Source organism: Turicibacter bilis (assembly GCF_024499055.1).
GTDB classification, from domain to species: Bacteria; Bacillota_I; Bacilli_A; order MOL361; family Turicibacteraceae; genus Turicibacter; species Turicibacter bilis.
The window spans coordinates 1,304,733-1,318,463 of the sequence record NZ_CP071249.1 but is presented as its reverse complement, the minus strand read 5'-3'; the positions used below and the strand labels follow the sequence as shown (position 1 = coordinate 1,318,463).

The following is a 13,731-nucleotide window of genomic DNA, read 5'->3' as shown; positions in this document are numbered from 1 at the left end:
TTCAAATACTGTTAAATTATAAATATTACAAAATAAGGCTTAATAATAAAGAAAGATTCGAAAGGATGAAAGATATGAAAGGTATAATCTTAGCAGGTGGGTCAGGCACACGTTTATATCCAATCACTAAATCTGTTTCAAAACAAGCATTACCAATTTACGATAAACCAATGATTTATTATCCATTATCAGTCTTAATGTTGGCAGGGATTCAAGATATTTTAATCATTTCAACACCACGAGATATTACGTTATTTCAGGAATTATTAGGAGATGGATCCCATTTAGGATTAACAATTGAATATAAAGTTCAAGAACAACCAAATGGATTAGCCGAAGCATTTATTATTGGAGAAGAGTTCATTGGTAATGATAAAGTAGCTTTAGTTTTAGGTGATAACATCTTCCATGGTTATGGATTTTCGGAGCGCCTTCAAAAAGCAGTTGAACGCGAGGAATCAACGATTTTTGGATATCACGTCAGTGATCCAAGTGCATTTGGAGTGGTTGAGTTTGATCAAGATTTCAACGTATTATCCATTGAAGAAAAACCTGTACAACCTAAGTCAAATTATGCGGTTCCAGGCTTATATTTCTATGATAATGAGGTTGTTGAAATCGCCAAAAATATCAAACCTTCTCCACGTGGTGAGCTAGAAATTACTGATATTAATAATGAATATTTACGTCGTGGAAAATTAAAAGTCGAATTATTCGGACGTGGAATGGCTTGGCTTGATACAGGAACTCACCGTGGATTATTAGATGCAGCGAATTATGTTGAAGCGGTTCAAACACGTCAAGGGTTATATGTCTCATGTTTAGAAGAAATTGCGTATCGTAAAGGTTACATTTCAAAAGAACAATTATTAGAATTAGCACAGCCATTATTGAAGACAGAATATGGACAATACTTAGTGAAAATCGCAAATGAGGTGATTTAATGGGAAACTTTAATTTTATTGCGACTAAAATTCCAGACTTATATATTATTGAACCGAAAGTATTTGGTGACGATCGTGGATACTTTATGGAAAGTTACAGCCAAAAAGACTTCGCTGAAGCAGGATTAACGATGACATTCGTTCAAGATAACGAATCAAAATCTCGCAAAGGTGTGCTACGTGGCTTACACTTCCAAACGAAACACACGCAAGGAAAATTAGTACGTGTTACTCAAGGAGAAGTATGGGACGTAGCGGTGGATTTACGTAAAGGATCTCCGACTTATGGACAATGGGAAGGTGTTTACTTAAGTGCTGAAAATAAACGCCAGTTCTATGTACCAGAGGGATTTGCTCATGGATTTGTGGTGACATCAGAGGAAGCTGTGTTTAACTATAAATGTACGGACTTCTATGCGCCAGAATATGATAGTGGGCTACTGTGGAATGATGAAGATGTTGCCATTGAATGGCCTTTAGAAGGACTAGGAGACATTTTATTATCAGAAAAAGATAAAAAACAAAAGACATTAAAAGAATTAACTGATTTACCGTTTGTCTATGAAGGAGAGAGCAAGTAATGATGGATAAAAAGATTTTAGTGACAGGTGGAGCCGGATTTATCGGTGGAAACTTTGTTCATTACATGGTAGATAAATACCCAAACTACATGATTGTGAATTTAGATGCGTTAACTTACGCAGGAAACTTAGAAACATGCCAACCAGTTGAAGGGAAACCAAACTACAAATTCGTTAAAGGAGATATCGCCGATCGTGACTTTATCTTCGATTTATTCGAAAAAGAAAAGTTCGATATCGTCGTTAACTTCGCGGCAGAATCTCACGTCGACCGTTCAGTAACAGATCCAGAAATCTTCATTAAAACGAATGTATTAGGAACACAAGTGTTAATGGATGCATCTCGTGCTTATGGCGTAGAACGTTATCACCAAGTGTCAACAGACGAAGTATATGGAGATTTACCATTAAATCGTCCAGATTTATTCTTTACAGAAGAAACACCATTACACACCTCAAGCCCATATTCAGCGTCAAAGGCATCAGCTGACTTATTAGTCTTCGCTTACCACCGTACATTTGGATTGCCAATCACGATTTCTCGTTGTTCAAATAACTACGGACCATACCATTTTCCAGAAAAATTAATTCCATTAATGATTTCACGTGCGTTAAATGATGAGCAATTACCGGTTTACGGAAATGGAGAGAATGTTCGTGATTGGTTACACGTGTATGACCACTGTGCAGCCATCGACTTAATTTTACATAAAGGTAAAATTGGTGAAGTTTACAACGTCGGTGGACACAACGAACGTACCAATTTAGAGGTCGTTAAAACCATTTTAAAAGCCTTAAACAAACCAGAATCATTAATTACTTACGTGAAAGATCGTCCTGGACATGATTTACGCTATGCGATTGACCCACAAAAATTAGAAACTGAATTAGGATGGAAACCAACGTATAACTTTGATACAGGAATCCAACAAACGATTGAGTGGTATTTAGACAATAAACAATGGTGGGAAAATATCATCTCAGGAGAATACCAAAACTATTTTGAAAAACAATACGGTGATAAATAATGAAAGTATTAGTAACTGGAGTTAAAGGTCAATTAGGCTATGATGTGGTAAAAGAATTAGAAAAACGTGGACATCAACCGATTGGGGTTGACCGTGATGAAATGGATTTAATGGATAATGCCGCAATTAGAACGTTTATTATGGAGTTAAAACCAGAAGCCATCATTCATTGTGCAGCTTATACAGCAGTAGATAAAGCTGAGGAAGAAGTAGAGACTTGTTACCAAATCAATGCTGAATCAGTGAAAGTCATTTCAGAATGTGCCAAAGAACTAGATGTCAAATTAATTTATATCAGTACTGATTATGTGTTTAATGGGACAAAAGAGGGAGAGTATGTGGAAACAGATCTTCCTAATCCAATCAATGTATATGGTGCAAGTAAATTAAAAGGGGAACAATACGTTCAAGGCTTATTAGAAAAGTACTATATCGTTCGTATTTCATGGGTCTTCGGTGTGAACGGAAACAACTTCATCAAAACGATGCGTCGTTTAGGTTCAGAACGTGATAAATTAAATATCATCAACGATCAAATCGGATCACCAACGTATACAGCCGATTTAGCACCATTATTAGTCGATATGATGGAAACAGATAAATATGGCATCTATCATGCGACAAATGAAGGAACTTGTTCATGGTATGAATTTGCGAATGAAATTTTCAAACAAAGTGGGATTGAAGTAAAAACAAATCCAATTACAACGGATCAATATCCAACAGCAGCAAAACGCCCAATGAATAGTCGTATGAGTAAAGCAAAGTTAAAAGCTAATGGATTTAGCTTGTTACCTACTTGGAAAGAGGCATTAAAGAATTATCTTGATCTAATTTAATATATGTAGATTGAAATAATTAAAAGCTATGTTATAACATTAAAATATTATCTTAGTGACATATTTTAATTATTGGGTCAAAGAGATGAACAGTTTATTTATTTGAGAGATCATAAAGAGATCGATTAATAAAGGCTACATATAGATTTATATGTAGCCTTTATTAATGACTATCAAGGAGAATGAGCATGAGTATAAAGAAAAATTTTTTATATAATGTATCCTATCAACTTTTAACAATGTTATTGCCTTTATTTACAGCACCTTATATTGCCCGCGTTATAGGGGCTGAGGGGGTAGGAGTCTATTCCTATTCTAGCTCCATAGCAAATTATTTTGTCTTATTTGCTATGTTAGGGCTTGTTAATTATGGTAATCGAACGATTTCACAAGTTAGAGATAATAAGCAATTATTGAGCCAGACATTTTTTAATATATATGGTTTACAGCTAATTACATCTTTAATAACGATTGTTGGGTATGTATTTTACATAAATACTTTTGTTACAGAGAATAGAGTAATCTTTTATATTCAATTATTGCTAATTATAGCCACTATATTGGATATTAATTGGTTTTTCTTTGGATTAGAGCAATTTAAACTAACTGTAACTCGAAATACTATAATAAAATTGTTAACTGTGGGATGTATTTTTATTTTTGTAAAAGATAGTAATGATTTATGGATTTATACAGTGATAATGGCAGGTGGAACATTATTAAGTCAATTAATGTTATGGTTCTTTATCAAAAAATATGTTTATTTTAGAATGCCAACAGTGAAGGGGATTTGCTCTCATCTTCGTCCTAACCTAGTATTATTTATTCCAGTTTTAGCAGTTAGTATATATAAAATTATGGATAAAATCATGCTAGGATCTATGACGAATATGGCTGAGGTTGCTTATTATGAAAATTCAGAAAAAATTATTAATATTCCCATGGGAATCATTGCAGCATTAGGAACCGTCATGTTACCCAGAATGTCAAATTTGATTGCCACAGGAAATGATAAGAAGGCAATGCAAATGATTGAAATGTCACTTAAGTTTATTATGTTTTTAGCGATAGGTATTGCAGGTGGAGTTATTATTGTATCGCCTAATTTTATTCCTTTATTTTTAGGTGATGAGTTTGTGAATGCTATCCCAGTTGTATCATTATTAGCATTTACTGTTATTTTCATATCTTGGGCAAATGTTATAAGAACACAGTATCTTATTCCACATCAAAAAGATAAAATTTATATTAAGTCTACCCTATTAGGGGCTCTAGTCAATGTAATTAGTAATATAATTTTTATTCCGTTTTATGGAGCAGTAGGTGCTGCTATTGGGACAATCTTCGCAGAGGCCACTGTAGCCATATATCAAACAGTTAAAGTAAGAAATGCATTAGAGATAAGAAAATACCTAATTAATACTATGATATATATTGGACCAGCGATTATAATGTATATAGTTGGAAATCTAATTTCATTAAAACTTTCTTCAGCTATAGGTACTATATGTATTCAAATAATTTTAGGAGGAAGTATTTATTTAATATTAACTGGATTAATGGTATTGCTAGTAGATAAAGAGATTAGAGTTAAATTTAATAAATATTTTTTAGAAAAATATTCTAATACAAAATAGGTAGCTGAAACAAAACACTAAATATTGTAGACTTAAAATATTCAACAAGTTTGTCGCTAACTACAAAAATAATAGCTATCAACTTAGTATAGTGCTTTGAGTTTACAGGATTGGTAGCTATTGTTATATTCGTGTTATTATTAACCACTTACAATTCACTATTTGAGAAAAACTATAGGATAAAAGAGTTTGATTAACGTCAGAAAAGTTCTGCTGATAACTCTCTCTTATATAATTATTTTTGATAACTAAAGTATAGAGTAAAGTGAGAGGTCGAAATAGACAGACTTATTTACAAATTATCTCTGAGTATGGTAGAGATTGAATTAATGTGGAGTAGGAGGATTTGCTGTGAGTAAGAAAAAAGTACTAGGGATTGTGATTTCTTTAATGATTATTGTTTTCATCTTAGTTATTGGTGGAGGGATTTTTGCGGCGAATCATTTTTACTCAAAGGTAGAGACAACGGAATCTTTAAAGCCCGCAGAGGTTGGAGTTATTGAAGAGCTTGTTCAAAAAGAGGAAGAGTCTAATATTGTTAATATTGCGGTTTTAGGGATTGATCGCGATGGTGATGGGTCAAATGGTCGTAGTGATGCAATTAAGGTGATTTCTCTTGATATGAATAATAAAAAGGTGAAGATGACATCGTTTCAGCGTGATACATTGATTTATATTCCTGAGCCTGAAAATGATTTTGATAAGCTGAATCATGCGTATTGGTATGGAAAAGCGCCATTAACATTAAAGACGTTAAATTATAATTTTGATTTAGATATTACGCGTTATGTCGCGTTTAATTTTGATGCGATTGAGCATATTATTGATACGATTGATGGAATTGAGTTAGATGTTCATGAAAACGAGTTAAAAGTGACAAATGATTATATTCAGCATTTAAATAGTTTATCAGATACTGATCAAGATGCTCCTTATTTAACGAAAGGTGGATTACAAAAATTATCGGGACGCCAAGCGATGGCGTATATGCGTAATCGTTATGTTGGTGATGATTTTGATCGAATGAATCGTCAGAACAAAGTGATGGAAGCGATGATTGATAAAGTGATGAATCAAAGTTATACGGAGCTATTAGGCTTGCTAGACGCTTGTTTACCTTATGTTGAAACGAATTTAACGATGAATGAGATGATTAGTTTTGGAACAAAAGTTTTAACATTTGATTTGAAAAATATTGAGCAAACACAAATTCCGGCTGCTGATAATAAAAATAGAACGGTAAGTTATAAAGGATATAGCCCGCTTTATGTCATGAACAATTATCAGGACTTAGTACGTGATGTGCATGCTTTTATTTATAATGACGCTGAGTATCAGCCATCACAAACTGTCATTGAGAATGAGGCTGCTATTTATGAGAAGTTTGGAACTGTTAAATAAGAGAAAAAGGAACCTTCGAGGGAAGGTTCCTTTTGTTATCTATTAAGCTTGTTTTAGTTCTTTTAAGTAGGCAATGACTTGGTGTTTTAGATCTTCGCGGTTTAATGAAAAGTCAATGGTTGCTTTGATGAATCCGAATTTATCTCCAACGTCATAGCGTTGTCCTTCAAAGTCATAGGCATAAACGGCTTGGCGATCCATTAAGCGATCAATGGCATCTGTTAATTGGATTTCTCCACCAGCCCCTTCACCTTGAGTTTCTAACATTTCAAAGATTTCTGGTGTTAAGACGTAGCGTCCCATAACAGCTAAGTTTGATGGTGCTTCTTCTTGTTTTGGTTTTTCAACCATTCCAGATAGTTTAACTAGACGTCCTTCTGGTTGATGTGATTTTGAAGGTTTCATAATTCCGTATTTAGAAACGTCTTCGTCTGCTACGGTTTGAACACCCATAATTGAGCATCCGTTTTTCTCATAAGCATTAATTAATTGTTTGGTTGCTGGGTTTTCATCGTTTACGACGATATCATCTCCAAGTAAGACAGCAAATGGTTCATTCCCAATGAATGTTTTGGCACATAAAATCGCATGACCTAAACCTTTCGCTTCTTTTTGACGAATATAGTGAATTTGTGCCATATTTGAAATGTTTTGAACCATTTCAAGCATGTCATTTTTTCCTTTTTTAGCTAGTGTGTCTTCAAGTTCGTAAGATTTATCGAAGTGATCTTCAATGGAACGCTTTGTTGAGCTTGTGACAATTAGAATTTCTTCAATTCCTGAAGCAATCGCTTCTTCGATGATGTATTGAATCGTTGGTTTATCAACGATAGGTAACATTTCTTTTGGTTGTGATTTCGTTGCTGGTAAGAATCGTGTTCCAAATCCGGCAGCTGGAATCACGGCTTTACGTACAGGTTTTCTCATAACTTTCTAACTCCTTCTCTCTTTTCAAAAAGATAGCAGAATTATATCATAACTTTAATTAAATGTACATAATTAGTAATATATTGTTATATTAGGTAGAAAAAACAATAATATTGTAAAAATGGATTCAATCTTTAATTGTATCAAACTGATTTAGAAGATAAACTTTTATAAGGTAAATAATGTTTATTTCTAGATAAACTTGTAAAAAAATAATAAATAATGTAAAATTTTAGTTGTGTAAAAGGGAAATTGGGTTATTGGGATAATATTTGGGACAAATTCGATGCTAGATAGGGTTAAATATTAATCTGTTAATTTTGGGAGAATTGCTAGTTTCATGATTTATTATTTAGGGTAGAATTTTTTAATCATTTTAAAATCGTTGAGATTTACTCTAAAAAGGTCACATTTATTGTCTAATAGATGTGGCTTTTTTTATGTTTAAAGGAGGTAATGAAGGTGATGAGAAGAGCGCCGACTTCGATTGTGTGATCAATTTTATAGAAAGTCATTAGCTTTGTGACATTAAAAAAGTTAAGTAAGATAAGTAATCGATGATTTAAGATAGAGGAGGTCGTATATGAGAGAGTTAATATTAGAGGGGCCACTTCTTAGAAAACGTGGAGTGAAAAAGGGAATTTTAATCGGGATAGATACCATTTTAATCACACTATCGTATGGATTAGCGACGTTATTTCGTTACCACTTAGCGGGAAATTCACTGGTTGAAACGATTGGGATTTTTAATTATTACAAGTGGGAGTTTGTTTTAAGTTTAGGAATTTTACTACTATGTCAGTGGATCATGAAGCAGTATCAAAGTATTTGGACGTTAGCGGGGATTGAGGATTTTATGCTTGGAACGCTTGCGTTTATGGGGGGAACGATCATTAACTTGATGATTTCAATGCTACTTCCTCATCGTGTACCGTTACTGGTGACGACACTTGCTGGGATTTTGGCGATGCTACTTTGTAATGGAGTTCGTATTTTGTGGCGTATCATTCGACGAATGATTATCTCACGTCAATATGAATATCAGCATAAGATTCAGCGCATTTTGATTTATGGGGCTGGTATGGGTGGAAGCTTAGTGGCGAATGAATATAAGCGAAACCCTCATTTAGGGAAAAAAGTCATTGGTTTTATAGATGATAATCAAGAAAAGTTAGGCACGGTGATTGGAAATACACCGGTATATGGAACCCATGAAGACTTAGAACAAATCGTTCATCAACATCAAATTGATGAAGTGATTATCGCGATTGCAAACATTGAAGAAAGTCTTCTAAAAGAAGTGTCACTCACCATTAAACAACTTGGATTAACGGTTAAAATGATGCCGGGTCTTTTTGAACTCATTGATGGTAAGTTTAATCTTAACATGATTCGTGAGGTACAAGTGGAGGATTTACTTGCTCGTGATTCGATCAAACTGGATTATGAAGGGATTCATGAGTATTTAGAGCATCAGGTCGTGATGGTGACGGGGGGTGGTGGATCGATTGGTTCGGAGCTTTGTCGTCAAATTGTAAAGTTTAATCCAAAGCAACTGATTATTTTAGATATTTATGAAAATAATGCGTATGATTTACAAAATGAATTGTTACGTCAATATCCTAATCTAAATTTAGTGACGTTAATTGCCTCGGTTCGAGATCGTCATCGATTAGAAGAGATTTATCAAACGTACCAGCCAAATGTCGTGTTTCATGCGGCCGCCCACAAACATGTTCCACTCATGGAAGTGAGTCCGTCTGAAGCGATTAAAAATAATGTGCTTGGAACACTCAATACGGCGGAACTGGCGAGTGAGTATGGGGTGAAACGCTTTGTACTCATTTCAACGGATAAAGCGGTGAATCCAACGAATGTCATGGGAGCGACGAAACGTTTATGTGAAATGATTATTCAAGCGATGAATCCTAAAAGTCAAACCGAATATGTGGCGGTGCGTTTTGGAAATGTGCTTGGATCGAATGGATCAGTCGTACCACTGTTTAAAAAGCAAATTGCCAAAGGTGGACCGGTGACGTTAACACATAAAGACATTACCCGTTACTTTATGACGATTCCTGAGGCGGCACAACTGGTGCTTCAAGCGGGAGGATTCGCTCAAGGTGGAGAAATCTTTGTGCTTGATATGGGAAAACCAGTTAAGATTTATGATTTAGCGGAAAATCTCATTAAGTTATCCGGTTATGAACCTCATGTGGACATCGAAATTGAAGTCACAGGGCTTCGCCCAGGGGAGAAGCTGTACGAAGAGTTATTGATGGATGAAGAAGGATTAACAGAGACGCGCCATCAAAAAATCTTTATTGGAAAACCAAGTGAATTTGAATTAACAACGGTCAAATCACAAATTCAAGAGTTATTACAAGTGGCGAAAACAAAAGGGATTCAAGAACTAAAAGAGAAGTTAAAAGAAGTGGTGCCGACTTATGAGGAGCCAGATCATCATCAATTAGATAAAGAGAAGATGACCCTACCAGTGGAGGAAAGCCACGAGACCAATCAAAGATTGTCCCACGTGGCGCAGGGAACCCACCATAAAGTTGTATAAGGAGGAGAGAGATGCAACAAATCATTAAACGTATTTTAGATTTTATTATGGCTTTTATTGGACTAATCTTAGCTTCTCCTATTTTGTTAATCATCGCTATTTTAGTAAAAACGAAGCTTGGATCACCCATTTTATTTCGGCAACAACGCGCGGGGTTAAATGGAGAAATCTTTGAAATGGTGAAGTTTCGTACGATGAAAGATGCTACTGATTCAGAAGGAAATCCACTACCGGATGAAGAACGTCTCACTAAATTTGGACAGTTACTTCGAAAAACAAGTTTAGATGAGTTGCCTGAGTTATGGAACGTTTTAAAAGGTGATATGAGTTTAGTGGGGCCACGTCCACTGCTTGTGGAATATTTACCTCTTTATTCAACGGAGCAAATGAAACGCCATGATGTTCGTCCAGGGATTACGGGTTATGCTCAAGTGAATGGTCGTAATAATATTTCATGGACTAAAAAATTTGAACTGGATGTCTACTACGTGGAGAATTTTAGCTTATGGTTAGATGTCAAAATCTTGTTTCAAACCGTTGCTAAAGTGTTAGGGCAAGCGGATATTAATCAAGAAGGTAATGTCACAATGGAAAAATTTAATGGGATGAACTAAGATGAAAGAAATTATTTTACTTGGAGCAGGCGGTCATGCCGCTGTCATATTAGATATTTTAAAAGCACAAATTGCCAATGGTGAAAAAATCAAAATTAAAGGTTTGCTCGATGACTCAAACAAAAAAGAGTGGATGGGTTATCCAGTCCTCGGTTCAACGTTAGAAGTCAATGACTTTAATGAAGAAAATACCTATTTCATTATTGCCATTGGTTCAAATGAAATCCGTTATAAGTTAAGTGAAAAATATAGTCACTTGAAGTTTTTTACTGCGATTCATCCGAGTGCGATTATTGGAAGTCAGGTTAATATTGGAGTAGGAACCGTAGTGATGCCAAATGCCGTTATTAATGCGAATAGTCAAATTGGTGAGCATGTCATCATTAATACAGGAGTAATTGTTGAGCATGATAACTTGATTGGTGATTATGTTCATCTCTCACCAAACGCCACGCTATGTGGAACGGTCAGAGTTAAACCACTGACTCATATCGGAGCGGGAACAACAGTCATTCAAGGAAAAACAATTGGCATGCAGTCGATGATTGGAGCGGGAGCAACAGTTATTACAGATATCCCGGATCAAGTCGTTGCGGTTGGAACACCTGCTAAAGTGATTAAACAATACTAGTCGAAGGAGGAGAGCGCGATGAACGAGCGTATTTATTTGGCTTCGCCTCATATGAGTGAACAAGGGTATGAAGAACAGTATGTAAAAGAAGCGTTTGAAACGAACTGGGTGGCGCCACTCGGACCCAATGTGACGAATTTTGAAAAAGAATTAGCACAGTACGTAGGTGTGAAGTCAGCTTCTGCTTTATCGAGTGGAACGGCTGCGATTCATTTAGGGTTAAAAGCGTTAGGTGTGACGACAGGAGACGTTGTCTTTTGTTCAACCTTGACGTTCTCGGCATCATGCAACCCGATTCTTTACTTAGGGGCAACACCTGTGTTTATTGATAGCAATGCTTTAACTTGGAATATGTGTCCGAAAGCATTAAAACTAGCTTTTGAAAACGCAGAAAAAAACAACCAACTTCCAAAAGCAGTGGTGGTTGTTAACTTATATGGGCAAAGTGCTGACATGGATCCTATTTTAGAACTTTGTCAACAATATACCGTTCCGATTTTAGAAGATGCAGCCGAATCTTTAGGAGCTACTTATAAAGGAAGAATGAGTGGAACGATTGGCGATATTGGGATCTATTCCTTTAACGGCAATAAAATCATCACGACTTCAGGTGGAGGGATGATGGTTTCAAACAATGAAGACTATACAAAAAAAGCAACATTCTGGGCAACACAATCTCGTGAAGCAGAACGTCACTACGAACATAAAGAAATTGGCTACAACTACCGTATGTCAAATGTCGTTGCTGGTATTGGACGAGGGCAGTTAAAAGTATTAAATGATCGTATTGCGAAGAAAAAAGAAATCTACGAAACGTACAAAGAAGGCTTCAGGGATATTGAAGACATTCAAATGATGAATATTTGTGACTTTGGTGAGTCTAACTACTGGCTATCAGTAATGACCTTAAAAGAAGATTCTAAAGTTAAACCACTCGATATCATGTTAGCGTTAGAATCAGAAAATATTGAATCTCGTCCTGTTTGGAAACCAATGCATCTGCAACCAGTCTTTAAACAGTATCCATTCTTTACAGCAACTAAAGAAATCCCGTTTTCAGAAGACTACTTTAATCGTGGAGTTTGTTTACCATCGGATACGAAAATGACGAAAGAACAACAAGAATTTATTATTAAGTTAATTAAGCAGTTATTTGAGCAGTAAAGGAGTACCATATGGAAGAAAGAACGTTAGAAATACAAGAACTCTTTGAGTTGTTTAAAAAGAAAATATGGGTTTTAATAGGTGTGACTTTTATCATGACGATGTTAGGAGTCTGCTACTCTTTAACCATGGATACAATGTACCGTGCACGTGTTAAAGTTTATGTAGGAGATTCAGAAACCATTATTAATAGCTATACGGAAGATCAAATGAAGTATTATTCTAATTTCATGAATACGTTTAAAGAAATTATCGTTATTGATGACTTCTTAAATGAGACATTAGAAAAGAATCAGATTGGGTTAACGGCCGATCAAGTGAAAAGCGGATTAAGCTTTACGTCTGCGACAAACTCTCCAATCTTAGAAATAAATTATACGAGTGCTGATCAAATACAAGCACGTGATGTGTTAAAAGCCTTAGCCAATGAATATACGAGACAAGCGGAAAGTATTATGCCAAATGCGAAAGTTCAAATAGTTGATAGCGTCAAAGTATTTACAATTGAGCCAGCAACACTAAAAGTGATTATGGTTGCATTTGCCGTTGGAGTGATTGCTTCAATTGGTTTGATTTTAGTGCTTGATTATTTAGATGATACGATCCGTAAAAAACAAACATTAGAAAAGCTTTTACCAGTTCCGGTGCTTGGAACGTTACCACATTTTGATGAAAAGGAGGGGAAATAAATCATGGCCTATCATCGCTCAAAAAAATCATTATCTTCAGAAGCATATCGTTCTCTTCGTACAAGCTTACAATATTCATCGGTTGATCGAGAGTTACAAACCATCGTCATTACAAGTTCCGTTCCAGGTGAAGGAAAGTCAACAGTTGCTTCAAATCTAGCTTTTTCAATGAATGAAATGAATAAAAAAGTTCTACTAATTGATGCCGATTTAAGAAAACCGACGATTCATAAAAAATTGAATTTATCGAATCAAATCGGTTTAACGGATGGAATTGTCCATAAGCTACAGTTTAATGAAGTCATTCAAAAGGTGAATGATTATTTTCATGTCATGACAGCTGGTAAAATTCCACCGAACCCGGCAGAAATTGTTGGTTCAGAAGCAATGGCTCAGTTATTAAATCAGTTAAAAGAAGAATATGACTACATTATTATTGATACCCCACCGGTTTTATCCGTGACCGATCCACAGTTACTAGCTTTAAAAGTAGATGGAACATTATTAGTCGTTCGAGAAGGAATGGCTAAACATAAGCTAGTTTTAGCCGCCTATCAAGAGCTTGAGAAAGTACAGGCGAATATTGTCGGAACGGTATTAAATGATTGTGAAGAGAAAACAAAAGGATATTCGAAATATTATTATCAATATGAAGAAGGGGCACAACCTAAAGGACGTAAAAGACGTCATTAAATAGAGTAGGTGAT

Annotated in this window: 13 protein-coding genes; 12 read left to right on the top strand and 1 reads right to left on the bottom strand. The window is 35.3% G+C overall.

Features of this window, described 5'->3' with window-relative positions; translation table 11 throughout:
- The first annotated feature begins 74 nt into the window (after positions 1-74).
- From rfbA to J0J69_RS06405, 6 genes are all read left to right on the top strand, one after another.
- Positions 75-944 carry a glucose-1-phosphate thymidylyltransferase RfbA gene (gene rfbA / locus J0J69_RS06430; RefSeq protein ID WP_212726011.1) on the top strand — a complete coding sequence of 290 codons (870 nt, stop codon included), beginning with the start codon at positions 75-77 and terminating at the stop codon, positions 942-944.
- Complete coding sequence (rfbC, locus tag J0J69_RS06425; protein ID WP_212726010.1) at positions 944-1,525, top strand: dTDP-4-dehydrorhamnose 3,5-epimerase; 582 nt, start codon at positions 944-946, stop codon at positions 1,523-1,525. Before rfbA ends, rfbC begins: the two co-directional genes overlap by 1 nt.
- Entirely contained in the window at positions 1,525-2,553 is a 1,029-nt protein-coding gene (gene rfbB / locus J0J69_RS06420) for a dTDP-glucose 4,6-dehydratase (protein ID WP_212726009.1), read from the top strand. Before rfbC ends, rfbB begins: the two co-directional genes overlap by 1 nt.
- Positions 2,553-3,392 (top strand): dTDP-4-dehydrorhamnose reductase, encoded by an 840-nt coding sequence (gene rfbD, locus J0J69_RS06415; protein WP_212726008.1) that lies wholly within the window; start codon positions 2,553-2,555, stop codon positions 3,390-3,392. Before rfbB ends, rfbD begins: the two co-directional genes overlap by 1 nt.
- A 188-nt stretch (positions 3,393-3,580) precedes the next feature.
- Complete coding sequence (locus J0J69_RS06410; RefSeq protein WP_212726007.1) at positions 3,581-5,029, top strand: flippase; 1,449 nt, start codon at positions 3,581-3,583, stop codon at positions 5,027-5,029.
- Between the two features lie 351 nt (positions 5,030-5,380).
- Positions 5,381-6,430: an LCP family protein gene (locus J0J69_RS06405; protein WP_256637943.1), complete on the top strand. Its 1,050-nt coding sequence runs from the start codon at positions 5,381-5,383 to the stop codon at positions 6,428-6,430.
- 42 nt (positions 6,431-6,472) lie between these two features.
- Here the strand turns inward: J0J69_RS06405 and galU are convergent, their stop codons facing one another.
- The gene (galU, locus tag J0J69_RS06400; protein WP_212726006.1) at positions 6,473-7,357 is read right to left on the bottom strand and encodes a UTP--glucose-1-phosphate uridylyltransferase GalU; all 885 of its coding nucleotides are present in this window, start codon (positions 7,355-7,357) and stop codon (positions 6,473-6,475) included.
- 583 nt (positions 7,358-7,940) lie between these two features.
- On the opposite strand from galU, the gene J0J69_RS06395 reads away from it, so the two are divergent.
- The 6 genes from J0J69_RS06395 to J0J69_RS06370 are packed head-to-tail and all read left to right on the top strand — an operon-like array spanning position 7,941 to position 13,717.
- Positions 7,941-9,926, top strand: coding sequence for a polysaccharide biosynthesis protein (locus J0J69_RS06395; protein WP_212726005.1), 1,986 nt, complete (start codon positions 7,941-7,943; stop codon positions 9,924-9,926).
- A gap of 11 nt (positions 9,927-9,937) precedes the next feature.
- The gene (locus tag J0J69_RS06390; protein WP_212726004.1) at positions 9,938-10,540 is read left to right on the top strand and encodes a sugar transferase; all 603 of its coding nucleotides are present in this window, start codon (positions 9,938-9,940) and stop codon (positions 10,538-10,540) included.
- Between the two features lies 1 nt (position 10,541).
- Entirely contained in the window at positions 10,542-11,171 is a 630-nt protein-coding gene (locus tag J0J69_RS06385) for an acetyltransferase (RefSeq protein ID WP_212726003.1), read from the top strand.
- An 18-nt stretch (positions 11,172-11,189) separates the two neighbouring features.
- Positions 11,190-12,335 carry a DegT/DnrJ/EryC1/StrS family aminotransferase gene (locus J0J69_RS06380; RefSeq protein WP_212726002.1) on the top strand — a complete coding sequence of 382 codons (1,146 nt, stop codon included), beginning with the start codon at positions 11,190-11,192 and terminating at the stop codon, positions 12,333-12,335.
- Positions 12,336-12,346: 11 nt separating this feature from the next.
- Positions 12,347-13,024: a YveK family protein gene (locus tag J0J69_RS06375; RefSeq protein WP_212726001.1), complete on the top strand. Its 678-nt coding sequence runs from the start codon at positions 12,347-12,349 to the stop codon at positions 13,022-13,024.
- Between the two features lie 3 nt (positions 13,025-13,027).
- Positions 13,028-13,717, top strand: a complete 690-nt coding sequence (locus tag J0J69_RS06370) for a CpsD/CapB family tyrosine-protein kinase (RefSeq protein WP_212726000.1) — start codon at positions 13,028-13,030, stop codon at positions 13,715-13,717.
- Positions 13,718-13,731 lie beyond the last annotated feature (14 nt).